This is a genomic window from Clostridium magnum DSM 2767 (assembly GCF_001623875.1).
Classification (GTDB): Bacteria; Bacillota; Clostridia; order Clostridiales; family Clostridiaceae; genus Clostridium_AM; species Clostridium_AM magnum.
Window position 1 is genome coordinate 206,631 of record NZ_LWAE01000008.1, and the last position, 25,176, is coordinate 231,806.

Below are 25,176 nucleotides of genomic sequence, written 5' to 3' on the forward strand. Positions count from 1 at the left end.
TCTTATTCATCACTACTGACAGGGTCCGTTGTAAGTTCACCGCAATCTTTGATAGTGCCATCAGAGATGTAGACTTTATAAAAATATCTGTTTTGAGTTTTTAGTCCTTTGTTTTTGTCTTCTTTTGTATAGGTTCTTGCATAAGCCTTAACAGTACCGGGTTTTTCAGCAGCAGTGTCTGAAGAAACATAGATTATTTCTATGTCTTTATCTGTTACATCAACATTATTTGATTTCTGACCATTCTTTTCTGCTTGAAAAATATAGTGTACTTCACCCTTAAGGACGCCTTTCCCAAGATAAAAGCCTTCAACAGAGACCAGATTGCAAGTATCAACTAGTTGTTCTTTTTTTACACTATAGCCCACTAGATTTTTGTCATCCTTTTTTTCCTTAGATTCCTTAGCTATATAAATGCCAATAGCAGTAAATATAACTAAAACAAATATTACAATTTTTTTGATTTTTCTTATTGAACTGTCTAGTTCAGCTGATTTTGATTTTGACAGACTAACATTACTCAAAGAGTTGTCTCTTTTGCCCATAAAAAATCTCCTTATATTATTCTTACCTGACTAACTTGTCATAAGTCATGCATTCGCAGATCTAAAATTCAAATGGGGTAAAAGAATCCCCATCTGAATTAAGATCTTACTTGAAAAATATTGGTGTATAGATACAAGAACTTGTGGTAATTAATTCACCAAGCCTGGTATATATACCACAAAATTTATCATCAGCTATATAGGCTCCAACTATTGGATATAATAATTTTTTATTTTTACCTGTAGTAGAATACTGTATATAGTCTAAAGGTCTGATATCTTCTCTTTTCTGAAATATAAAATCATATTCCGGTTCCTCAAAAGTATCACAGCCTAAGATAACACCATTACCTTCTCTATCCAGCAGAGGTTTTATACATATATCTACAGTATTTAAGTTTTCCACATTAAAGGAGGTTTCAGTTATATATTTATCTATCAATTTACTCTCTGTATCAGAAAAGAAGCCTTGAGCTTTTAGTTCAAAAATTAGTGCCAAGAATGCTTTAGATTGGGTTATTATAGTGTGGGGAGGGTTTATACTTAAAGTATTAAACTCTAGAGCTTTAAGTATTTCTTTTTTATCATCTTTAAGAAACCAATCTAAAGGATAGTATCTAAATACAGCATCTATAGGCTCTCCGTATAAATATAATTTGTCATTTTGTACTTTAATATCAAAAATATTTCCTATTGTTATATTATAGGGAAGATCATTAACTACATTATATATAGCCTTGCAATTATACCAATCCTCATAATAGGTACTGGTAAGAATAGCTATGTTGTTTATTTCTTGTACTTTTTCGTAATCTTTTATTATTTTGTAAAACTGATTTTTTAAGATTTCTTCCATATATTCATTTGGATTTTCATACTTAATGCTTAACTCGTCCTTTAGAATTTTGCTTATGCCCATACTTTCTACAAGTCCAGCAGGAGTTTCTGAGTTAAATTCTAAAAGTTTCCACTGACCTTTACTGTTTAGGCACCAGTCCATTCTTCCTAAAAAAACAAAGGAATCTGTATACCTTTGAACAGCTAGACCATTTAAACCTTCTATTCCAAGTACTGATGCAAAGGTATCAATATTGTTAACAACTAGATTTTGAGCCTTTTTAAAAATTTCACAAATGGCTTCTGATGCATTTTTTAACTCTAAAAATTTATCTTTATTTATTAAAAGACTGTCTAATCCTACGTATTCCTTATCTCTAAAATATCTTCCTGTAAATTCGTAATCCAGCATAGCTTTATCTGTTACTTTATCCCATGCCTTTTTTCTACATTGAAGGTTTGCATTAATAACTTTTAATGGATTTTCTGATAACCCTACAGGTGTTATCCAGGTGCTTTCATCACAGGTAAGATAGCTTTCGTTCCACCTTGTACAAAAGCCTTTAACCTTTCCCTCTATGAGGTAAACACCAAAGTTTCCAAAGGCTTCTTTAGGTATATGTCTATCCTTAGAAGCAGCTGTTACAGAATCCTTATGGATAGGGCAAAATTCCTGTAATATGAAGCTATTGTTTTTTTCAAGTACATAGTTTACAATTTCTAGCCATTCTTTATTGTTATAAAGTATTCCTATAAACACATCTTCACTATATCTACCATATATAGGCTTTAATACGTATTTATCCTTATTATTTATAACCTCATTAATATATTCTTTTTTAAAAGGTATAGTGTGTGGAATAGTATTTCTGATTACTTCTTTTTCTATGTTAGATACTCTATCATCATTACTTGTGACAAGAGTCCACAGAAAAGAAAATAAATTCTTACATTGACCTATAATAATTCTAGGATCATTTAATATAAGAACTTCTTTCTTATCAAATAAATTTAATATAGACTCAATATCTGTAACTTCATCTAAATGCTCTGTAGGAAATTGCCTTAATATTATATCTATCTTTTCTTTACCAAAAGCAAAGAGTTCACCATTTATAACTTTTAAGTTTTTAGGACCAACAGGAATAAAATGAAACCTACTATCCTCTAAAATTTCAGTGTATAAATAGGAAAGTCTAGATTCTTCTAAGTGACAGGGGTCTATTAATATAGCCGTATTAAATATTTTATTTTCTTTAAAAAATTCACAAACTATGTTTTTATAAGAGTTAATAAAGGCTTCTTTGAAACCTGTATTAACATTATTTTCAGCATACAGATACTCGCTGACTAAAACTTCCCTTTGGGCACAGGGTTTATCATAATTAAATTCGGAGAAGAAGATGCCGCCGTCTTCCCTTATAAAGCCATCAAACCTGGTCCAAAATACAGGACTTAAAGGAACTTTTAGCTTTAAAATCTCTCTTTTATAGTTAAAGTGAGGTATGAAATCTATAAAGTCACTGAAAGTTCCATTAATATTTGTAATAATTCTTTGCACTAAGGCATCTAGTATTTCTGCTGAAAATTTCATGTTTTCAGTAGTTTCTTTTTCTAAATAAAAGGGAGCAGGAGAAAAGATACTGTCTTTTCTTCTGCTATCTATCATATAATAATCAAATAATAATTTATCTGTTAAGGATTTGTACATAATCAATTTTCTCCCTTATAATTAGCTTGCTGAACTAGTGGCATGTACTCCTGAATATCCTCCTGAAGAAGAGGGTTTTGTCCATGCATGCCAACCGCTAGAAGATTGGTTAGAAATAGTAGAGCTCCCACTGCTGCTTGTACTGGAAGAGTTAAAAATAAAGGGAGATGAACTATGACCGCCGCCGCTATAACCACTTCCTTGTTCCTCTTCTTCTTCATCCTCATCATTAGCAACATTCTGATTTTGACTTGTAGAGTTTTTACTTGAGTATTGTTAGAAGAATTGCAACCGGATAAAGCTATAGGATTAACCATAATCATAGAGACCGCTAAGGTTAATGCCGCAGATTTTTGCTTCCATGAATTATTTTTATCCATAATTTTAACATTCTCCAATCTTACACTTGATTATTTTAATATCAAAATGGTCTAAATAGTCAAGGTAACAATTTATATCTTCCTTTATTTCATCAAGGTAAATATAAACAGCCTTTGAATAACAGAGATCTTTTAATAGTTCCGCACTTGGCATATCTTCTTCTGTAGTTTCATATTGATTATTGAAGAAATTCTCCTCAGTACCATCAGATTGGAATAAATATCTTTCACTATCTAATATGAAAATATATCCTTTTGGATTAATGCTATTTAATTTGTTGCCACAAAGCAGCAGATTGCTTATGAGTTTTTTACTGCCTATCAATCCATAGGGATGAAATAGTTGATTAAGGGTTAGTATAGGTTTTATACTTAAGTCATTTTGAAGCAAATATCCTAATAGTACACTTAGATACCCAGGTACATCTAAAAGAAAAAGGGTATTTGATGTATATTGCTCATCTATTATTGTCTTAACTTTATTATAAATCATATTTTCTTCTTCAGAAATAGAAAACTCCTCTAAAGGAAAATTAGGATAATTTTTTAAAGATACAAAAGTTGTAGATTTGAGAAAACATTCAAAAGCATTTGTGCCTTCTCTCCATTTTAAATATACAGGGTATAGTTCTAAATCTTTTAAAAAATTCAACTTAAATTTGCCCCCCTAGTAAACCACTGCTACGAATTTATTTACATTTATTATATGAGTGTAATTGTTAGAGTCTTTTATTACTAAAAAGCCTTCCCTCTGAGTTTCAATAGTGATATCTTCAATGACTATATCTGGCTGAGAGTTATTATAGGATTCTGTACTTGTATAGAGATTTAGAGTCTTCTTTTCATTAAACATTTTTTCATATCCCCCTAGTAATATTAAAGTATTACACAATATTACTATCTTTTAATTATATTATCAATATTAAATTATTGATAAATTTCTATGAAGAATTGTTTAGTTTTATATTTATACAAGTTTGTATTTAACTTGCTATTAGTTGCTTTTATTATTTGAAGTTTTCTTTAATTTATTTTAATTTAGTCTAATATGTAAACTGAAAATAAGATAATCGTTATTATTATCAGTGTATATAAATATAAAATGTATATAAATATAAAATTAAAAAAGAATATATATAAGTGAAAATAATTAAGTTATAAGTGAGATAAGTAGCTATACCTAATATTAACAAGTTAATATTATAGAAAAATTTTCGTTGAATATAATACATATAATAGAAAATATAGACAAAATATGATAATATAATATAAGAATTAAAGGAAAGGTGACAAATTTATGGAAAGTAGAATAGAAGGAACAAAAAAAGCAGAAATAAATATGCGTTTTTCAGAGTTTGAAATGCCTCCAATGCAAGATGTACTAATAGTAGGGAAAAGAGCACCAATTGGACCAGAGGCTGCAAGAAGAATGGTAGATATACTTTCGCCAGAGCAATACGAAATAATTAAAATTGAACATGAGTATGTTGAGGCAATTGTAGTAAGAAGATCTTTATTAAATATGCTTTCACAACATAAACTTGTTTCAATAATTATGGAGGAAGGAGGGAAAATTGCTAACGAATCTATGATTATAAGAGCACAAATTAATATAACTCTTAATGTTAGCAAATCTATTGATTTATAATGCAGAAGATTTTAAACATAGTAGATAAAAATTTTATAAAAGTTGATATCCTAAATGGGATAAGGAAAATTCAGAATGTTTTTTATGAAAAAAATATAGAATGTTTTGCTGCCTATGAGAATAAAAGATTGGTTGGCATAGTTACAAAAAGAGAATTAGTTGCTGCTCATTCTAATAGAATAATTGCAGATGTTATGTCTGATAAGTATATGTGTGTAAATTGTTACACACATATATGGAATATTAAAGAACTATTTGATTCAGATAAAAATATAGACGTTATATTTGTGGAAGATGAAAATGATATCATAGGATTTATTACAAGGACAACCTTAAATATAGAATTAAGCAAACATATTGATTCACTTACAGGACTTTATAAGAGTAATTATATATATTGTAATAGTTATAATTTGATAAAAAGTGGACAAAATACAACAGTAGTTTTTATAGATTTAAATAATTTTGGTTATATAGATAAAACGTATGGTCATGTAAATGGAGATATAATACTGCAAAATGTGGCTAAAGTATTAAAAGATAATACTGATTCACACTCTTATTTATGTAGATATGGAGGGGATGAGTTTGCAATATTAACATCATGTTGTATAGAGGATAGCAAGAGAACTGCGGAAAAAATAATAAATGCTATAAATTCATATGAATTTCCCAATGGTATACCGATTTCAGCAGCAATAGGAATTGCAAGTTATAAATTAAATAATAATAATAATAAAATAAGTGATATAGGGGATGCAATAAATAGGTTAGTAAACGCTGCGAGTTTGGCATCGACAAAAGCAAAGAGGGATGGTAATAACTCAATTATTATTGAGAATGTTGATATAGATGCAATTGCATAAACAAAAAATTTGAGCTTTGGCTTATTATAATTTTTAAATGAACTCAATTTTGGGTTCCCCAGCATATATGTTTAGTAAAGGATCTGCCTTAAAATGATTTAAAAAATCATTTTAAGGCAGATCCTCATTTTATCCGATGACTTATTTATTTTGGTTTTATCAGGTCATATACTTCTGTTTTTTTATTTGAGAAAATTATATAATAAAATTTAACTTTTAATTAAATTTTATTAAAGAAAGAAAAGTTTTTTACGATAATAACTTTGTAATGCTTATGGAATTATTAGGACAGGATAGTATTTTGTTCATTAGTTTCAATATTATACTGTGACAATGAAGTGTAAACTTGAATCAGATGGGGTTTCAAACTCCACCTGATTCTTAGTTGAACGAATCCAGGGACATAGCCGCTCTTTAGTCCCACTTTGAAGAAAAGCAGAGAACCAAAATCTATGATTTTGTGTGAATCGCTTTCACAGAGTGCGTATGGGAGTATTAGAGCGGGTAGTCATCGGATAAAACCAAATTATAGGGGGTAATTTAATTGATAAGAAAAAATATTAAGCTAATGATTCTAACTATTATTGTAACAACTAGTTTTGCTACTAATGTAGTATATGCTGCAAAGCCAAGTTCAAATGGAAAAAATACTAATAAGGTTGAACAGAAGCAAGAGAAGAGTACTAAAAAAATTTCAAAAGAAGTTTACACATTATCTAAAAGATTAGATAAAATTGAGGATTCCTATAAAAAAGTTAATGTAAAAATAGAAGAGTATTTTTCAACAACGGGTAGCGCAATAACTATTGGTGTTCCAACGGAGACAACAACTAGCAGTGCAGTAACTACTGAAGATTCAACGGAAACAACAACAGATAGTACAACAACTGATACTGGAAGAGAAAATGATCAAGATCAAAGTGAAGAATTTGAAAATGAATACGAAAATGAAGATAGTCTAGTAAATAACAGCTTTTATGGCAAGTTAAATGCTATTATGAATAGACTTAATACAGTAAAGAGACAGCTTAATAGACTTAACTCTTCAAATAGTGAAGATGTATCTAATTTGAAGAGTAGAACCGATGAATTGATAAAGCAAGTTAAAGAGTCTATGGATAAAGTGTCAAACCTTCAAAATGAAAATGTTAAAAGTTTAAAAGATAAATTAGATAAAAAAGTAATGGAAGATCAGGATATAAATGAGCAGAAGAAAAGCTGGAAAATACATTTTAGTAAAGCAATAAATCCTGAAACTATCAATTCAAAGAACATTATGATTATTGATTCTGAAAATAATATTGTAGATGCTGATGTTTCCTATAACAAGGATAGCAATGACGTTATTATTGAAGCTAAGGATGGGTTTATAAAATCAGAAAATTATACTATTCTTATAAGTTCTGATGTTACATCTGCAGACGGTAAAAAACTACAAAAAACTATTGAGAAAAGATTTTCGGTTAAATAGATAGTTGCATATGTCCCCAAAAGTATCATCTAAGTACTTAATAATATAAAGTAAAAAAAAGAAAAAGATAAGTAGGTGTCAAAGTATTTAGTAGACACCTACTTATCTTTTTAAAATTGAAGGATATCATCTAAAAGAAAATCCACTTAATAGTTAAAAGTATTAAACATTAGGATAATATGAACGATAATATAAGTTATATAATAATATTTGAATACTAGGGTATTTATAAAAAATAGACAGGGGTTGGTTATGGTGAACAAAGATATTATAAATTCTTTAATGGATGTACTACCTTTAATGAAAGACATGATGCAAGAGGAAATAGCAATTTCAATAACTGATAGGTCAAAGTTTATAGCCTATTTTCCAAACGAAAAAGTTCCTCTAAAATTAAAAGTTGGTGATATTATTCAAAAAGGTGATCCATATTTAGAGGCTATGAACAGCAAAAAAGTAGTTTCTGCTATTGTACCAAAAGAAATATTTGGAGTGGTATTTAAAGCAATTTGTTATCCACTTATTGATAGCAGCGGAGAAGTTTTCGGAGCGGTAGGGGTAGCAAAAAGTTTAGAGAAGGAAGCACTTATACAGGAAGAGTCAGAAAACATTGCTATCTCAATGAAACAAACGGGCTCTAGTGTTGAAGAAATTGCTAATGCCTCTCAAAAATTAGTTGAAACCATTGACACTGTAGTGGATTATACTAATTCCGCTAATGAAAGAATAAAAGATACAGATTCAATACTTTCTGCCATTCAAAATATTGCTTCACAATCTAATTTATTGGCTCTAAATGCAGCTATAGAAGCGGCAAGAGTAGGCGATGCTGGTAAAGGTTTTAGTGTAGTTGCAAGTGAAATTAGAAAGTTATCCCAATTAAGTAGTGAATCTGCAAAAAAGGTATCTCAAACTTTATTAGAGATAAACAAATCCATAGAAGAGATTAAAAAAGCCATTGCTGAATCCAGTTCTATAGCAGAATCTCAAGCAGCTGCAACTGAAGAGATTAATGCCACAATTGATCAGATTACTAGATCTACTAATATACTTAGTAATATTTCAAAAATAGTATAATCTCTGCTAAAAGACAAAAGCCAAGAATATTGTTTTTATATTCTTGGCTTCTATTGCACTTAGAATTATTCTAAAAAGTGCAAATAGTGATGGGTTTTTAGTTCATTTATTCATGGGTTCTTTTCATATATTTAAAATTTAGAAATAAAGGAACGTATTTTATCAATAAAAGACTTTGGTTTGGAGACAGTAATTTGTTCTAGGGTATCATTCACAATATTGTCAGATGCGATTTCTTCATATGCGAACTGTCCGTCCGGTTTTATATTATAAAAATCTGAATAGTCTATTTGGAATATATTTTTGTCTATTTTGGAAATGTTAACTTTATTTCTGATCAAGTAACTTAATACCCCGCAGTAAGCTATATCGCCTACAAGAAGTGCGCCGTATATTATGCCATCCTTGTGTATAATTTTTTTATAAATATCTTTATTCTCTAATATATCCACTGTGTAGCTGCTATCCGGAGGGTCAATAAGTCCAAGAGACACAGTTTGAAGACCTAAGAAATTCATAGAGTTTCTAAGACCAAAGTTATCATCTAGTACTTTATAATTACCAGTCATATTATAGGCAGCAGTGATAGCTTCTTTTACAGCTATTGGCCAAATTGGAGCAGTAGCGCAAACATCGCCAGCAGCATAAATATTTTCAACTGTTGTTTTGCAAGTAGAATCTACAATGATACCTCTATTTACTTTGATTCTGGAATCCTTTATAAAGTCTATATTAGCCTTAACTCCTGCAGCAACTACAGCCAAATCGCAATTTATAGCAGTACCATTAGATAAAATAACTTTTTTTACGAAGCCGGTTTTATTTAAGGTTACTTCTTCTACTTTAGCAGAAGTATAAATATCAATACCCTTTTCTAGCAAAAGCTTCTCATATTTAGATGAAGCCTTCTTATCCAATTGTAAAGGTAAAATTCTATCGCCCATTTCAACAAGGGATATTTTTAAGTTGTTATTCATAATACCAATTAAAGCATCTATGCCCACAAGGCCAGCGCCTATTATAACTACGTTCTTTGACTTTTTTAGGGAGTTTTGTATATGAAAAACATCAGATATATTTCTAAGAGTGTATACTTCCTTAGCTTCTCTTAAATTTTTTATTGGCGGAATAACAGAGGAGGAACCAGTGGCTATTAGAAGTTTATTGTATTTTTCCACTGTATCGTCATTTAACTTCACTTCATTTTTATCTATATTAAGATCTATAACCTTTTTTCCCTTTATCCAGGAGATTTTATATTTTGCGAAGAAGTCCTTTTCCATGAAATTTATCTCCTCAACAGTTCTTGAGCCGCTTATTACGTGATGAAGCATACATCTTGAATAAACCTTTGTATCTTCAGATATAATTGCAATTTCACTGGATTTATCTAATTCTCTAATAGTTTTTGCTGCATTTATACCTGCTGCACTTGCTCCTAGTATTAAATATCTCATAACTTAGCCCTCCTCATCCAAATATATTGCACCAGTTGGGCAATTTTCAACACATCTTGGGGTAGCCCTGTCATTACACATATCACATTTAACAACTACTTTCTTATTCTTAGATTCTGCTTTTAAAACTCCATAAGGACAGGACATTACACACATAAAGCAGGAAGCACATTTGTCTTTGTCATATGAAACTATACCAGTAGTTTTATCCTTTGTCATTGCACCACTCATACAGGTTATAACGCATTCAGGGTTATCGCAGTGGCGGCAAAATATAGGAGTTGGTTTTTTATTACTATCTAAGGTTATATGGTTTCTACTTTCATTTTCTATATCTTCAAGATCTACATCAAATACTGATTTGCCTTTTTCATTATGCTCTGCAATGCAGGCAATATAACAATTCAAGCAACCAGTACATAGATCTTTATTGATCATTATACGTTTCATAAAATTACACCTTCCTATAAAGAGTTATGATTCACCCTATGCCAGATTTAAGCCTTTTCTCTTATTTATAATTATTTCTTCTAGTTTATCTGCAGCTTTAACTACATCATCTTCAAGAATAAGTTTTCCACCAGTTAAAGTTTCTAAGTCCTCTGTTAAAACCTTTGTTACAACCTTACTGCCAGTTACAAATGGAGGAATTGCTAAGTGTAATGGAAGTCCAAGTGCTAGACCAAAAGCACCATCAGCAAGAGCTTGTTCTTCCAACCATTGTGGTGCAGATAAAACTAGAGGTAGCTGAGGTATATCTATTCCCAGGAATTCCGCAAGTTCTGTAGCGACAATTTCAAGTCTTCCAATAGCAAGACAAGGGCCAAAGTTTAGTACAGGAGGAATTCCAAGAGTTTTACAAACTTCTTTTAAGCTGTCTCCGGCAAGTTCTGCAGCAGATGGTGACATAAGGCCTACATTCTCAAGTCCGCCACTGGAGCATCCAGCTGATAGTACAATAATATTTCTCTTTATAAGTTCTTTAGTTAGTTCAACAGTAAATATATCATGACCTTTTGCTGTAAGATTTGAGCATCCAACAACACCAGCCACACCTTTTATTTTTCCAGAAGCAATTAAATCGACTAGAGGTTTCCAGTTTCCACCTAAGAAATTTTTAAGTGAAACTTCACTAACACCAGTTATAACATCATCGTAACCATGATCCTTTGGAATATTTAATTGTATATTGCTTCTTCTATTTTTATAGCTGTTAATAGCCTCATCAATAATATGGTTAGTTATTTTTTCTCTTTCTGCATAAGAGTATTGAACATATTCTGCATTAGCCTTTTTAGCAACATCATCTAAGCATATCATTTTAACCATATATTTATCTGCAATTGGTTCGATTCCAGGAAGAGTACAGTTAAATTCTGAGACAATAGCATCAACTCCGCCAGTAGCTATCATAGCCTCACTTGTAAAGTTATTTCCACCATGACCAGAGAAAACTTCCTTATAGTGTTCTCCTCTAAGCTGTAGATCCTGACCTACACAGGTACAACCAACAAGTCTGAAGCCTTTAGCACCAACAGCATTAGCCAATTTTATAGAATTGTCTTGGATAAGTGCATCCTGTAGGTGAGATATCATAGAATGTTGGTGACCAGTAATCATTATATTTATATAATCTTTATCAATAACCTTAAAACCAACCTTTGCTGCTCTTATAACAGGTTCACCAAGAGCTATATCGTTAAGAAGATTGGTAAGAGTAAGCCCATAAAGGCCGGTACATATTCCTAAGTTTAAGCAGTTAAGCAGCATATCAACAGGGTCACTGTTTAAGTTTGTAGAAGTTTTTACAATTGCATCAAAAACTTCTGATTTTGCTCCACCAGGCATTATGTTGAGTTTTTTCCAATTCTCTACTCTAGGACCATAAGCCATTTTTTCTACTAATTCCATTTTTTCAAATCTAGGCTTATAAAGATCTTGTAAAACCTTATCTGCTACTAAAATTGCTTTTTTATGATTATCTTCTTCTTTTATATCAAAGATTTCAGCAAGTCTATTTAGAGCATTTACACCTTTAATTATGCCCTTCGTTTCACCTAAAGCTTTTATATTTCTAGCAGTGCCTTCAACTATATGAAGATAACAAGCAGCTCCAGAAGAAACAGCTCTTAAAAAGTTTCTTGCAACTATAGTATCAGCATTTGCACCGCATATTCCTCTAGGTGACTTAGTAGTTATTCTACAAGGACCATTGGCGCATAATTTACAACAGACACCTTGTTGTCCAAAGCCGCATTTGATTTTTTGGCTTTCAACTCTATGATGAGCCGTTTCCACATCTAAGTTTCCTATAAATCCCTCTAAAACTTTATCCGCTGATTGGCATATTGTGCAATTTTCACAGTTTGACATGATAAATCCCCCTTTGAATATTTAGGCATAGTAAAATAACCTAATTTATTTTAGTAAAAATACAATTGTTCCAAATAACTACTTCATTGGTATACTTTAACTATAAATTATTTCTAATTAATTGTCAATATTAATTAATAAAAATTATCTAATCAAAAAAATTGTTGTATTTATTATTTTCCTGTGAGATGGGCATATATATTAATTAATCAAAAGGAAGGAGAGAAATAGGGCTTAGGCGAAACCAATAAGTAAAAGAGTATCTTGGAAAAAATCCGAGATACTCTTTAGCGTACTTTTTTTCTATTGTTTAACTATTCTACTTATGATTGTTTCTATTTTAGTTTAACAGGCTGCTAAGTTATATAATTTTTACTACAGTACCCACAGGAACTAGTTTAAAAACTTCAATAACATCTTTATTGTACATACGAACACATCCATTGGATACATCTTTACCAATAGAACTAGGATTGTTAGTCCCATGAATACCGTAGTCTCCATTAGGAGCATTAAGTCCCATCCATCTTGCACCAAAAGGACCTCCAGGATTTACAGCTTTATTTATAATTTTGAAAGTACCCTTTGGGGTAGGGGTGGAAGGTTTACCCACTGCAACTCTATAAGTCTTAAAAACCTTATTGTCTCTAAACAATGTTAGACTGTGATTCTTCACGTTGATAGTGATACTGTAAGTAGCTCTATAATAGTCAGAGTATTCATCAAAGTAGAAATATGGACAATTAAACATAATACTCTCCTCAACAATTAATATATATTATAATATTAAGTTTTGTGGAATTAGGTGAATAAGGTAAGTTGTTCTGAAAAATAATTTATAATAGTAATTTAATACATTAGGATTTATTTGATATAAGTAAAAATGAGGATTATAATGTTCTTGTAGGTGAAATTATTCAATACTCATTGATTAAATACATTTAGAAAGTAGGAAATTAAAAGTGTATAAAATTGGTATGATTGGTGTCATGGGGCCTCGGCAATCAGTTGAACGAATACTGGGCGTTGCTAAGGAAATGAAAACTTCTTTTGAATTTATTCCATATATATATGAAAGTCCTAGTGAGATTAAAAAACTTATTTTGGAGAACAATGATAAAGTTAATGCATGGCTGTTTTCAGGACCTGTTGTATACCTATTTGCTAAGGATGCACTAAAGTCTGATAAAAATTTATTTTATATACCAGCCACAGAATCAGGACTATTTAAAGCAATGTTAGATTTTATTTATGATCAAAAGGGAATTTTAAATAGTTTTAGTATAGATTTACCAAAAGACATGTACCCCCTAGATGATACGCTTAAACAACTAGATAGTCCACCTGAGAATATTTACGTAAAATATATCGATCCACAGACTAAATCTGAAGAACTGGTGGAATTTCATATGAATTTATGGAAGGAAGAAAAGACCGAAGGGGGAATTTCCTGTTTACCTTCTATTAGTGAAGAATTGAAAAGATTAGGAGTTCCAGCATCTTGGTTGACAACTAGCTGTCTAGAGACCAGGCAGGCTATTAAGATAGTAGTGGAAAACCTTATGACGTCTTATTTTAAAGGAACCCAAATTGGAGTTGAAATGATTGAAGTTGAAAATTTTGATAAAATCATTAATAAGATGAAATCAACCTATTATCTTCAGCGTTTAGAACTGCGTTTAAAGGACACCATTCTAAGATTGTGTGAAAAAATTGATGGTTCTTTGTCTGAACGGGGAAATGGCAGGTACGTCATTATTAGTACCCGTGGTGCAATTGAAAAGGAGATTTCAACACTAAAGAAAACAATTCATCAATTATCAACGGAGGCTGATTCTAGTGTTGCTGTTGGAATAGGTTATGGAGAAACTGTGTTGTCTGCAGAAGTTAACGCACACAATGCCATGCAGCAGTCAAAAGAAAAAGCTGAAAGAGATATTGTTATTATTCAAGAAAATGGGCTCATAATCGAACATGCTGAAAACGAAGAAGAACTGACTTATTTCCCAAGAACTAGTGATTTAGGGCTAATTGAGAAGTTGAAAGCAGCGAATATTAGTATTAAAACATATAAAAAAATATATGCATTAAATCAAAAAATGGGATGGAATCAATTCACAACAAAAGACATAGCTACTCATTTACAAATGACGGAGCGTAACTCTAGGCGTATTATATCAGAATTATGCAAGATAGGTTTAGCATTGTGGATTGGCGAAGAGGATTTTTCTGCTCGAGGAAGACCAAGTAAGCTTTATCGATTAACTTAAATAATTGATTTAAGAGCGAAATATATATTAAGTGAAAAAAATACATTCGTCTGTAAAAAGAGGTTATTTCAAAACTAATTGACAGTTTTGAAATAACCTCTTTTTACTATCTAACAATCTGCGGGCTTACCAGCCCCTCAAGTAAATGTAAAACTTTTACTGGTATTTAAATTCTAAATTTCTGTATTATTTAAGAAAAACTTGCAATGTTGAAAGCTATTGAATATAATAATGTAAAAGGAAAATTTCCTTTAATATACCGAAAATAAGGTTGGGAGGGACAAATATGGATAAAAAGAAAGAAATAGATGGACTGATAGAATCAGTTAAGAAAGAAGTAATTGTATGGCGAAGACATTTTCATCAAAATCCAGAGTTGTCATTTGAAGAAATAGAGACTTCACAATTTATTTATGACACATTGGTGTCTTTTGGGAATATGATTGTTTCACGTCCTACGAGAACAAGTGTTGTTGCTCGTTTGATTGGATCAAACCCCGGTAAGGTAGTCGCTATTCGTGCTGATATTGATGCCTTACCGATTCAAGAAGAAAATAATTTGCCGTACAAATCTCAGAATGATGGTGTTATGCATGCCTGTGGACATGATGGACATGCGTCAGTGCTTCTTGGAACAGCAAAAATTATGAGTCATTTTAAGGAGCAAATAAGAGGTGAAGTACGTTTTATCTTCCAACATGCTGAGGAAATTCCACCTGGAGGAGCACATGAAATGGTTAAAGCTGGAGTAATGGAAGGGGTAGATGAGGTATACGCAATTCATATTATGACTCTTGCTCCTGTTGGGAAAATAGATGTTGCACCAGGTATAGCTTCATCTGGAAATGATGCATTTAAAATAAAGATTCAAGGTAAAGGTGGTCACTCCTCTATGCCAAATGAAACAATAGATCCAATTGTTATTGGTTCTGAAATTGTTAGTAATTTACAACATATTGTTTCACGTCAAATTAACCCTTACGAAAAAGTTGTTATTTCTGTTACAAAATTTCATGGTGGACATGCGTATAATATTATACCTGACGCAGTTGAATTAGAGGGTTCTGTTCGTACTTTTAAACCTGAAATACGTAAAGAAATACCTACTCTTATGGAGAGGATTATAAAAGGAATTTGTGAAGCTCATGGAGCAACCTATATATTTGATTATAATTATGGCTACGATATGATAAAAAATAATAAAGAGGTAACTCAATTTGTGGAAGAAACCATTATCAATACTTTTGGAACAGGGACATTAAGAAAGACAGAACCGATGATGGGGAGCGAGGATTTCTCAGCATTTGCCAATGAAGCACCCGGGTGTTTTGTTATAGTAGGAGCTAAGAATGAGGAAAAGGGTATAGTATATCCCCATCATCATCCACGTTTTGATATTGATGAAGATTCTCTGAATATTGGAGTAGAATATTTTGTAAAACTTATTAGTAAAATTGTTCTTTAATAAGCATAAAAATACATATTTAAAAAGAGGGCTGAAACTATGAATAAAGAAAAATTAATCAATCCAAGGATCCACCTTATAGTTCTATGCTTAGTAGTAGGTACAGAATTTGTTGGGGCGAAAAAGCTAAATGTTGGTTTTGGAGTTATAGCATTATTTCCAATGCTATATGCTCTAGTTTTAGGAGGAATTATAAGTTTTCCTTCGTTTAAACTATTAAAAGAAAAAGAAATGTCTAAAGCATCAAATATTTTAGGAATTTCATTTGTATTATTAGTAGCAAAACTAGGAACTATGCTTGGTCCTTCAATCATGAAAGTTTTCAATGAAGGATGGGCACTTCTATTCCAAGAAGTAGGACATTTCATTGGTACCATAGTTCTTGCACTTCCTGTTGCTGTTTTTTTGGGAATGAAGCGAGAAGCTATAGGTGCAACTTATTCAATAGACCGCGAAAACAATTTGGCTATTATATCTGAAAAGTTTGGTGTCGAATCTCAAGAAAGTAAGGGAGCAATTGGAGTTTATATTTGTGGAACACTATTTGGTGCAATTTACTTAGGACTATTAGCTAGCATTTTAGGTGGAACAGGAATTTTTCATCCTTTAGCATTAGCAATGGGTGCAGGTGTTGGATCAGGTAGTATGATGGCTGCAGCAGCTGGTGCGCTAGTAGTTTTATTTCCTGACTTTAAAAACGATATACTTGTATTCTCTGGGGCGGCAAATTTAGCAACAACCATACTAGGTACATTTGTATGCGCATTTATATCGCTTCCCTTAGCAGAACGTTTTTACAATTGGCTGGAGCCAAGAATCGGTAGAAGAAATGAATCATCTTTAAATATTGAAAGGAGAAATATAAATGAAGAATAATGCTATTACATTGAGTGCTATAGGGCTAATAACATTGGTTGGAAACTGGATAGGGTTTGGGATTAAACCACTTGAAGCACTTCCTGGAATGGCTATTCTTGTTGCTATAGCTCTTTTGGGTTGGTGGATAAGTAAAATTATTCCAATAAAAGTGGAGTCACCTACTGTTGTATGGATTTCACTTTTGGCACTTATTTTGACATCACCAATTTTTCCAGGACATGAAATGTTAACAAAAATTACAAACAAAGTAAACTTTATGGCACTGACAACACCGGTTCTATCTTATGCAGGATTATCTTTAGGAAAAGATATCGATACATTTAAAAAGTTAGGATTAAGAATCATTATTGTCTCATTGCTTGTTTACACAGGTACATTCATATTCGCAACTGGATTTGCACAGATAGTATTAAAATTAAATGGTACTATCTAACTTGAGATTTACATAAGATAAAGAAAGCGGAAGTAATGCATAAACTATATTTCCATTACTTTAAGAATCTTTATTATAGCAACTAAGGCCTGTATTCCTTATTTTAGGATGCAGGTCTTAATTAATATAGAATCATGAAAAGTTAAGTTACCCAAACATGATACTTATAGAAGTATTATGTTCGGGTAATTTGAAAAATCTTATTTAAAGCTAATTGTAAATTTATCGTTTTACTACATCAAAGTTGTTTTCTATCAACAGCCAGTTTTGAGGGAAAGGAAGCCCGAGTTTCCAATAGCTAACCCCTCGTAGACCTAGCTCCTTTACTAGGTTAAACTTCGCTTGAATTGATCTTGCATCTTCAAACCATACTTTATGCTGTTTTCCAGCACTATCTGTATAATTGAAATGAGGGGCCTGTGCTTTAGTGTCATATCTGATTGGCACATTATTTTCTGCTGCAATTTCAATGGCGCGCTGAGGACTGACTGCCTTTGCATATTGTCCTCCTGGTACATAAGGAAGTGTCCAATCATATCCATATAAGTTCTGTCCCATCATAATTTTGGAAGCAGGCATCTCAGTTAAAGCGTATTCAATTACATCTCTTACAGGACCTATTGGTGATACGGGCATTGGTGGACCACCACTGAATCCCCACTCATAAGTCATTAAGACAACAAAATCTGCAATTTCTCCATGAGCTTTGTAGTCGTGGGCTTGATACCAAGGACCTGCTTGAGTGGCACTTGTTTTTGGTGCTAGAGCTGTAGACATTAGTAATCCTTCTGCGGATAATCTTGCTTTTGCCTTCCTTAAAAAGTTAGTATAGTTTTGTCTTAGTTCAGGCGGCAAAAATTCCATATCAAAATGTACATCTCTAAAGTTAGATTGTTTTGCTGTTGAAATAATGTTATTAAGCAAACGATCTTGTATTTCTGGATTTGTTAAGATAATTCTTCCTAATTCTGCACTGAATTTTCCTTCCTCAAGATTAGTAACTACCATCATCAAAGTTGCACCATTTGCTCTGGCTATAGCTGAAAAGTTATCTAACGGAGGAGCTTGTAATGTTCCATCTCTCTTAATTCGAAAACTAAATGGTGCCAAGTATGTCAAAAATGGTGCTGCACTTCGAGCTGACTGCTGTAGTTCTGGAGTGACCCTTCCACCTAGCGGTTCAACATATGCGTTTATTTCTGCCTTTCTTTTAGGTCGAGGAGGAATATACAATCTTAATCCAACTTTCAGTGGCTGGGTAGCTGAAATTCTATTGGCCTGAGCAATTGTTTGATAGCTTATTCCAAGACGACGTCCAATACTGTACAAGTTATCACCTGGTTGAACCCAATAATAGCTTCCAACTATAGGAATTACCATTGTCTGGCCTACTACTAATTGGTTAGGGTTTGGAATTTCATTAGCTCTCACAATTGCTGGAACTGTGGAATTATATGCTCTTGCTATTTCAAGTATTGATTGTCCTGGTTGAACAACATGAATTTGCATGATATCTCCTTCTAATAACATAATTTACCTATATCATTATATGAAATAGAAAGAAAATGATGCTAATATATTAGTTTAAAATAATAGTCACTTATCTGATACATGACTTTAGAAGAGTTTAAAATAGCTAACAAATGTTTTATAGAGGAAGGCACAGAAAACAACATAGTAGATGGCGCTAAATATGTTTTAGCGGACACCTCCACTGATGAGCCTAGTGCAGCAATTTTTAGTAAGGATAACCTTGTTATAAACGGAAATGGTAAACTAACTGTTAAGGGAAATTATAAGGATGGAATTACTAGTAAAGATGATTTAAAAGTTATGGGAGGAAATATTCAAATTACAGCAGTTGATGATGGTTTAGTAGGACGTGACATATTAGCAGTAAAAGATGGTACCATAACTATTGAATCAGGTGGAGATGCAGTGAAGTCTTCAAATGATACAGACAGTACTCAAGGAATTATAGCTATTGAAAAGGGTACCTTTAACCTAAAAGCCCAAAAGGATGGAATACAAGCAGAAACAGCAATACTTATTGCAGATGGTTCCTTTAATATTACCACTGGCGGAGGCAGTGTAAACGGCACTAAAAAAGCAGAAGAAGGCATGAGAGGACCAATGGGTGGTAAGGACAATAATACCCTACAACTAATGCTGAAACAGAAACTGATGGACTTTATACTGATGGAAATTATGAAGGTGGAACAAAGGTTGTAGACTTTACTATTTCAAGTTCAGTAACTTGGCTTAACGAATCTGGAGTGACAACTGCTAAAAGTTCTATGCATGGAGGTAAAGGAGGTCAAAAAGGTCAAGCGCCTACTACAGGTCAATAATGAAGTGTAAACTTGAATCAGATGGAGGTTCAAACTCCACCTGATTCTTAGTTGAACGAATCCAGGGAGATAGCCGCTGGCAACGTACACTTTGAAGAAAAGCAGCGAACCAAAATCTCTGATTTTGTGTGAGTCGCTTTCACAGAGTGCGTATGGGAGTATTAGAGCGGGTAGTCATCGGATAAATAAAAAAGATAGGTTTTACTTGTGAAAGTAAGTAAAACCTATCTCTTTTTTTATTTATTTCCTACACGAGGAAGTTCAACTGTGAAGGTAGTGTTTTCATTTAAGCTGCTCTTAACAGATATTTTACCATTATGCTGTTCTACAATAGCTTTAGCTATAGAGAGTCCTAATCCATAGCCTCCACTGTTTTTTGAACGAGACTTGTCAACACAGTAGAATCTATCAAAAATTTTGTCTAGATGTTCTTCAGATATTCCCTTGCCAGTATTGGATATTTTAAGTATCGCTTTGTTATTATACTTTTTAAATGAGAGAGAAATCTTGCCTTCAGGATTTGTATATTTTAAAGCATTATCTAGTAATATCATTACAACTTGTTTAATTTGCTCGCTGTTTCCGTGACTTATAACATTAGGCTCAATATTATAATCCAGAACCATATTATTTTCAAAAATAGAGGCTTCCATTGTTAAAATAACATTTTCTATAGTTTCGCTTAAATCAAAATCAGTAGAAATTAACTTCATATCTGAGTTATCTGCTTTAGCAAGATATAGTAAATCATTTGTCAATTTAGTCATTCTCTCAACCTCTGATTTTATAAAGTAAATCCATTTGGATTGATTTATTATAGTATCTTCACTGTTTGATAAAAGTACATCAGCATTTGTATTTATAACAGCCAGCGGCGTCTTCAACTCATGAGATGCGTCTGCAACGAACTGTTTTTGCCTATCAAAGGTTTCTTTAATTGGTTTTATAGATTTATTGGCAAAGAACCTACTTATAAAGTAAATTGCTATAAGCGTAACTAAAGCTACAGCTGAGAATGTATAAATTAAGTTTGTTAGATATGAGTATCTTGAAGTTACATCTAAAAATACCATTTTATAGCCTAAATCCTCTGGAGATTCCTTAATTACAAATTCCCAGTAAGTATCCTCTAGCTTGAACCTACCATTGCTTGAGTTTTCTGATAAAGCCTTATCTTTTGCTGATTCATAAAATTTTTCATCCATATCAAATATAGAAAAACTGTTTATTATTTTTTTGTTATTATCAATTATTAATGTAAAGGATATGGAGCGTTCTCCGCGGTGTTCTTCTTTTTTATTATTGCTATCTAGATTATGTTGTTCCTTTAGAATGTTATCAGGCTTTTTGTTAAAATCCGATACTTTGCTCATTTCCATAGATATATCATTACGTACGTTTTTATAGGTGATCAAATATATACTTGTGAAAGAAATTATCATCATAATGGAAATGATAACTAAATTTAACACCAGAAATCTGTTTCTAAGCTGTTTAAACATAATAGGCTCCCTTCAAAATTCATCCGATGACTACCCGCTCTAATACTCCCATACGCACTCTGTGAAAGCGACTCACACAAAATCAGAGATTTTGGTTCGCTGCTTTTCTTCAAAGTGGGAGTAAAGACCGGTTACGTCCCTGGATTCGTTCAACTAAGAATCAGGTGGAGTTTGAAACCCCATCTGATTCAAGTTTATACTTCATCCATTAGTTTGACTCTAAAATATAGCCTACACCTCTTACGGTGTTAATAGTAACTTTAGAGTTTAAGTAAGTCAGTTTCTTTCGTAAAAAGGAGATATAAACTTCTACATGATTATGCTCAACCTCAGAGTCGAAGCCCCACAGTTTTTCAATTATAAGCTCCTTTGAGGAAGCTATGTTTTTCCTCATAATAAGCAGCTCTAAAAGCTGAGATTCCTTCAATATAAGTTTGATCTCTTTATTGTCTTTACTTAATTTCAAGGTAGAAGTATTTAACTGTAAATCTCCAAATTTTAAGGAATTGTCCTGTAGTACCTCACCTTTCCGTCTTGACATAGCTCTTATTCTGGCAAGTAGTTCTTCACTTGCAAAGGGTTTTGCTAAGTAATCATCAGCACCACTGTCTAGTCCAAGGACCTTGTCGCTTATTTCTCCTCTTGCAGTTAGAAGTATGACCGGAGTAGAAATTTCTTCTTTCCTAATAGTTTTAAGAATAGTTATACCATCCATTTTAGGAAGCATAATATCTAAAACTATTAAATCGTAGATGTTGGTTAAGGCATTATCTAAGCCACTTTCTCCATCGTTAACAGCATCTACAGTATAATTATTTTTTCTTAGTATTTGTGCTAAAGCCTCAGCTAAAGGAAGTTCATCTTCTACTATCAAAATTCTCATATTATTCGCTCCTTACTTTAGGATATGTTTATCTCTAATTATATCATAAGAAAGCTTTAGTGAACTCTCCCCCACTTTAGAAGTGGGGGCTTCATAAGACTTAAAAATCTATGCAATCTTTATTCTTATAGGCGTATCCACTTCGCCACTACTGTATAGGACTTGTAAGCCCACAACGCTACTTTTCTTTAATATGTTTAATGCTCCGTTAACATCAGCATTTAGGTAATATCCATTTTTAGTTTTATACAATCCTCTTTTAATTCTTTTACCACTAAAAATTATATCTGCTGGATTATCTGCATTGTATTTAGGTATAGTATCATTATCAAAAAAACTCGCCCTTGAAGTATAGCTTTCTTCTTGTTTTACAAAGTTAATCCCATATAGCTTACAAAGATATTCTAACTTTTCTTTTATATTTCCAACTGGTATATTAACAAAGTTCTGATTATTAATTTTACCTAAATTACTATCTCTTTGAAGTGTTTGATTATATCCAATTACTAGGTTTCCTATATTGTTTTCTAAGCAATAATTAATGATATATCTACAGGTTTTATTAATGTAATCATTTACTTTATTATTTCTGTTGTTTTTTAATATAGACTGTGTTTTAGTAGTTCCCTTAGCCCCTTGTAAGTCCTTTATGCTTTGTAGTCTACTATTTTCCTTATTAAACCATTGGTTAATAGACTTTAATTTTCTTCCATCTATGATAAATGTTTTTCCCTGGTTAGTTACACAAGTTGCCAGATTATTTAACCCTATATCTATTGCAAGTGCTTTTGTTTTATCTAAATCCCTTTGAGCTTCAACTACTTCATAAGTATATTGTATTTCAAAGAACCTTGCATTATCTTTAGGTATTATTCTAATCTCTTTTACTTTCTTATCTAAAAGTATAGGTGGTATTTTAATTTTAATAGGCTTATGAGTCTTTTTATAATTGTTAGAATAAGGAATAATTAGTTCATTACCCTTTACCCTTACAAAGCCTATTACAAGAGTTGCAAAACCATCTTTTTTAAGATATTTAGGCAGTTTAATTGCTCTAAAATCATATGTACCCTTTTTTGCAAGTTTAATTAGTCCGAAAAATGACTTAAATACTCCATCTACCTCTTTTAGAATTTGTTGAGCCATGTTACTGTTTAGTAATTTATAAGTTTCATTACTTTTACAAATAGCATAGTTCTTTTCATAATTAAGATACTCTTTTTGATCAAAGTAATATTGTCTTACATTATACAAACCATAGTTATATAGATTTTTAGCAATATGAGATAACTCTCTAAGATTTTCATAGTCTTCTTTAGATAGTTTTTTCAACTGTTGTTTTACACATAGATACATCTTTATTCACCTCACTTTCTGCTTATATTATACCACCATTTTACTATTAATTATAGTATTGAGTAAAATGTAATATCATGATATACACGCAGGCTTAAATGAATTTACCAAAGTTATTGAAGCTTTTAAAAGTATTTAAGGTTTGTTTAAGGTTAGGCTTCTAAAATAAAGTTAAAGCAGTAAACTCTTTAAAGTTAGTAGAAAGGAGAAGTTAAATGGCTATAGAGGTTTTTAATAGAAGTGAATGTAAATTTTTAATCGATAAGGATGTATATGAAGCGTTAAATATAAAGCTTCTAGAATATATGAAGAGGGATGATTACAATAAAGTTCATGATTTTTATACAATAAGTAATATTTACTATGATACGAAGGACAATTTCTTAATAAGAAATTCCCTAACCAAACCTAAGTATAAAGAAAAGCTTCGTATCAGGGCTTATGGAGTTCCCCATATAGATGACAAAGTATATTTAGAAATTAAGAAAAAGGTCAATGGACTTGGTAATAAGAGAAGGACATCTATTAAATTAAGGGAGACTTATGAAGTTTTAAGTACAGGTGAAAAACCTAAGCTTGAAAGCTATATGAATAAACAGGTTATTAATGAAATTCAATATATGTTAAAGCTTTATAATCTTGAACCAAAGGCCTATATAGCTTATGACAGAAAGGCTATGTTTGGCAAAGATAACAGGGAAGTAAGAATAACCTTTGATACAAATATTCGAACTAGAAGATATGATTTGAAACTTGAAGCAGGAGATTATGGAGAACCTCTGTTGGAAAAAGGCAAGTGCCTTATGGAAGTTAAAGTTGAAAAAAATATTCCAATATGGTTGGCTAGGCTTCTATCAGAATACAAGATCTATAAAGCAAGCTTTTCAAAGTATGGTAATGAATATAAAAAAATGCTTATAAATAATAAAAATATGAAGGGAGAAATGAATAAATGTTTGACTCAGTATTCAGCTCAATATCAAATGCAGCAGCTAGTAACCCAATTTCCTTAACGGATTCTGTTTTAACTATCCTTATATCTTTTATATTAGGGGCAGTTATTAGTATTACTTATATGAAGACCTCAAATAAAGGAGGTTACTCACAAAACTTTTCTTTAACATTGATAATAATACCAACGGTAATAGCTATTATAGTACTTCTAATAGGAAATAACATAGCTAGAGCTTTTAGCTTAGCTGGAGCCTTTTCAATAATAAAATTTAGAAGTGCACCTGGAGATCCAAAGGATATAGCTTTTGTACTATTTACTATGGCAGCAGGTCTTGCTTGTGGTGTAGGGGCTTATAGCTATGCGGGGATGTTCACAGTTTTTCTTTGTGTGCTAATGTATGTTCTTAGTGTTATAAACTTTGGTGCAAAAAAAGTTTCAAATAAACTTTTAAAGATTACAATACCAGAAGATTTAGAGTATGAGGGTGTTTTTGAAGACATATTTGCAACATATACAACTAGACATGAATTAATAAGAGTAAAAACAATGGATTTAGGCAGTCTATTTCAGCTTGTTTTCACTGTGACAATGGATAATAAAAAAAGTGAAAAGGAATTTTTAGATGCCTTAAGGTGTAGAAATGGTAACTTAAATATTGTTTTGTCTATGACTGAAGATATGTCAGGATATTAAAAAATGTTCAAATTATAAAAGGAG

Annotated in this window: 24 protein-coding genes; 11 read left to right on the forward strand and 13 right to left on the reverse strand. The window is 31.8% G+C overall.

Annotated elements, in window-relative coordinates; translation table 11 throughout:
- Nucleotides 1-2 precede the first annotated feature (2 nt).
- The 5 genes from CLMAG_RS24450 to CLMAG_RS24470 all read right to left on the reverse strand — a co-directional run bounded on the left by CLMAG_RS24450 (nucleotide 3) and on the right by CLMAG_RS24470 (nucleotide 4,326).
- A complete protein-coding gene (locus CLMAG_RS24450; RefSeq protein ID WP_066628834.1) occupies nucleotides 3-545 on the reverse strand; it encodes a hypothetical protein in 543 nt (180 codons plus the stop codon).
- A 106-nt stretch (nucleotides 546-651) separates the two neighbouring features.
- The gene (locus tag CLMAG_RS24455; protein ID WP_066628837.1) at nucleotides 652-3,093 is read right to left on the reverse strand and encodes a glutathionylspermidine synthase family protein; all 2,442 of its coding nucleotides are present in this window, start codon (nucleotides 3,091-3,093) and stop codon (nucleotides 652-654) included.
- Nucleotides 3,094-3,095: 2 nt separating this feature from the next.
- A complete protein-coding gene (locus tag CLMAG_RS24460) occupies nucleotides 3,096-3,491 on the reverse strand; it encodes a hypothetical protein (RefSeq protein ID WP_242873126.1) in 396 nt (131 codons plus the stop codon).
- Nucleotides 3,478-4,125, reverse strand: a complete 648-nt coding sequence (locus tag CLMAG_RS24465) for a hypothetical protein (protein WP_066628840.1) — start codon at nucleotides 4,123-4,125, stop codon at nucleotides 3,478-3,480. Before CLMAG_RS24465 ends, CLMAG_RS24460 begins: the two co-directional genes overlap by 14 nt.
- A gap of 15 nt (nucleotides 4,126-4,140) precedes the next feature.
- Nucleotides 4,141-4,326, reverse strand: coding sequence for a hypothetical protein (locus CLMAG_RS24470; RefSeq protein ID WP_066628842.1), 186 nt, complete (start codon nucleotides 4,324-4,326; stop codon nucleotides 4,141-4,143).
- A 444-nt stretch (nucleotides 4,327-4,770) separates the two neighbouring features.
- Here CLMAG_RS24470 and CLMAG_RS24475 point away from each other — a divergent pair, with 444 nt between their 5' ends.
- The 4 genes from CLMAG_RS24475 (at nucleotide 4,771) to CLMAG_RS34500 (ending at nucleotide 8,535) form a co-directional block, all read left to right on the forward strand.
- Nucleotides 4,771-5,121 (forward strand): hypothetical protein, encoded by a 351-nt coding sequence (locus CLMAG_RS24475; protein WP_066628845.1) that lies wholly within the window; start codon nucleotides 4,771-4,773, stop codon nucleotides 5,119-5,121.
- Complete coding sequence (locus tag CLMAG_RS24480; protein WP_242873127.1) at nucleotides 5,121-5,987, forward strand: diguanylate cyclase domain-containing protein; 867 nt, start codon at nucleotides 5,121-5,123, stop codon at nucleotides 5,985-5,987. The genes CLMAG_RS24475 and CLMAG_RS24480 overlap by 1 nt, the downstream gene beginning before the upstream one ends.
- Before the next feature lie 544 nt (nucleotides 5,988-6,531).
- Nucleotides 6,532-7,458: an Ig-like domain-containing protein gene (locus tag CLMAG_RS24485; RefSeq protein ID WP_066628851.1), complete on the forward strand. Its 927-nt coding sequence runs from the start codon at nucleotides 6,532-6,534 to the stop codon at nucleotides 7,456-7,458.
- A gap of 252 nt (nucleotides 7,459-7,710) precedes the next feature.
- On the forward strand, nucleotides 7,711-8,535 hold the full coding sequence (locus tag CLMAG_RS34500; protein WP_066628854.1) for a methyl-accepting chemotaxis protein: 825 nt from the start codon (nucleotides 7,711-7,713) through the stop codon (nucleotides 8,533-8,535).
- Between the two features lie 131 nt (nucleotides 8,536-8,666).
- Here CLMAG_RS34500 and CLMAG_RS24495 read toward each other — a convergent pair whose 3' ends face one another.
- From CLMAG_RS24495 to CLMAG_RS24510, 4 genes are all read right to left on the reverse strand, one after another.
- Entirely contained in the window at nucleotides 8,667-9,992 is a 1,326-nt protein-coding gene (locus CLMAG_RS24495; protein ID WP_066628857.1) for an NAD(P)/FAD-dependent oxidoreductase, read from the reverse strand.
- 3 nt (nucleotides 9,993-9,995) lie between these two features.
- Complete coding sequence (locus tag CLMAG_RS24500) at nucleotides 9,996-10,442, reverse strand: 4Fe-4S dicluster domain-containing protein (RefSeq protein WP_066628860.1); 447 nt, start codon at nucleotides 10,440-10,442, stop codon at nucleotides 9,996-9,998.
- 36 nt (nucleotides 10,443-10,478) lie between these two features.
- Complete coding sequence (gene cooS / locus CLMAG_RS24505; protein ID WP_066628866.1) at nucleotides 10,479-12,365, reverse strand: anaerobic carbon-monoxide dehydrogenase catalytic subunit; 1,887 nt, start codon at nucleotides 12,363-12,365, stop codon at nucleotides 10,479-10,481.
- A gap of 361 nt (nucleotides 12,366-12,726) precedes the next feature.
- Entirely contained in the window at nucleotides 12,727-13,116 is a 390-nt protein-coding gene (locus CLMAG_RS24510) for a L,D-transpeptidase (protein WP_066628868.1), read from the reverse strand.
- A 211-nt stretch (nucleotides 13,117-13,327) separates the two neighbouring features.
- On the opposite strand from CLMAG_RS24510, the gene CLMAG_RS24515 reads away from it, so the two are divergent.
- From CLMAG_RS24515 to CLMAG_RS24530, 4 genes are all read left to right on the forward strand, one after another.
- A complete protein-coding gene (locus tag CLMAG_RS24515; RefSeq protein WP_242873128.1) occupies nucleotides 13,328-14,635 on the forward strand; it encodes a hypothetical protein in 1,308 nt (435 codons plus the stop codon).
- A 286-nt stretch (nucleotides 14,636-14,921) separates the two neighbouring features.
- Complete coding sequence (locus tag CLMAG_RS24520) at nucleotides 14,922-16,100, forward strand: amidohydrolase (RefSeq protein ID WP_066628871.1); 1,179 nt, start codon at nucleotides 14,922-14,924, stop codon at nucleotides 16,098-16,100.
- A 39-nt stretch (nucleotides 16,101-16,139) separates the two neighbouring features.
- On the forward strand, nucleotides 16,140-16,976 hold the full coding sequence (locus CLMAG_RS24525; RefSeq protein WP_066628874.1) for a DUF3100 domain-containing protein: 837 nt from the start codon (nucleotides 16,140-16,142) through the stop codon (nucleotides 16,974-16,976).
- A complete protein-coding gene (locus CLMAG_RS24530; protein ID WP_066628882.1) occupies nucleotides 16,966-17,412 on the forward strand; it encodes a hypothetical protein in 447 nt (148 codons plus the stop codon). Before CLMAG_RS24525 ends, CLMAG_RS24530 begins: the two co-directional genes overlap by 11 nt.
- A gap of 222 nt (nucleotides 17,413-17,634) precedes the next feature.
- Here CLMAG_RS24530 and CLMAG_RS24535 read toward each other — a convergent pair whose 3' ends face one another.
- Nucleotides 17,635-18,921, reverse strand: a complete 1,287-nt coding sequence (locus tag CLMAG_RS24535) for a glycoside hydrolase family 18 protein (RefSeq protein ID WP_066628884.1) — start codon at nucleotides 18,919-18,921, stop codon at nucleotides 17,635-17,637.
- Between the two features lie 102 nt (nucleotides 18,922-19,023).
- On the opposite strand from CLMAG_RS24535, the gene CLMAG_RS24540 reads away from it, so the two are divergent.
- Nucleotides 19,024-19,644 (forward strand): carbohydrate-binding domain-containing protein, encoded by a 621-nt coding sequence (locus CLMAG_RS24540; RefSeq protein ID WP_066628887.1) that lies wholly within the window; start codon nucleotides 19,024-19,026, stop codon nucleotides 19,642-19,644.
- 355 nt (nucleotides 19,645-19,999) lie between these two features.
- Here CLMAG_RS24540 and CLMAG_RS24545 read toward each other — a convergent pair whose 3' ends face one another.
- The 3 genes from CLMAG_RS24545 to CLMAG_RS24555 all read right to left on the reverse strand — a co-directional run bounded on the left by CLMAG_RS24545 (nucleotide 20,000) and on the right by CLMAG_RS24555 (nucleotide 23,504).
- On the reverse strand, nucleotides 20,000-21,265 hold the full coding sequence (locus CLMAG_RS24545; protein WP_066628890.1) for a sensor histidine kinase: 1,266 nt from the start codon (nucleotides 21,263-21,265) through the stop codon (nucleotides 20,000-20,002).
- A gap of 208 nt (nucleotides 21,266-21,473) precedes the next feature.
- The gene (locus CLMAG_RS24550) at nucleotides 21,474-22,148 is read right to left on the reverse strand and encodes a response regulator transcription factor (RefSeq protein WP_066628893.1); all 675 of its coding nucleotides are present in this window, start codon (nucleotides 22,146-22,148) and stop codon (nucleotides 21,474-21,476) included.
- A 108-nt stretch (nucleotides 22,149-22,256) separates the two neighbouring features.
- The gene (locus CLMAG_RS24555) at nucleotides 22,257-23,504 is read right to left on the reverse strand and encodes an RNA-guided endonuclease InsQ/TnpB family protein (protein ID WP_066628896.1); all 1,248 of its coding nucleotides are present in this window, start codon (nucleotides 23,502-23,504) and stop codon (nucleotides 22,257-22,259) included.
- Nucleotides 23,505-23,719: 215 nt separating this feature from the next.
- On the opposite strand from CLMAG_RS24555, the gene CLMAG_RS24560 reads away from it, so the two are divergent.
- Nucleotides 23,720-24,517, forward strand: coding sequence for a polyphosphate polymerase domain-containing protein (locus CLMAG_RS24560; protein WP_066628899.1), 798 nt, complete (start codon nucleotides 23,720-23,722; stop codon nucleotides 24,515-24,517).
- Nucleotides 24,457-25,152 (forward strand): DUF4956 domain-containing protein, encoded by a 696-nt coding sequence (locus tag CLMAG_RS24565; protein ID WP_066628902.1) that lies wholly within the window; start codon nucleotides 24,457-24,459, stop codon nucleotides 25,150-25,152. The genes CLMAG_RS24560 and CLMAG_RS24565 overlap by 61 nt, the downstream gene beginning before the upstream one ends.
- The last annotated feature ends 24 nt before the right edge of the window (nucleotides 25,153-25,176 follow it).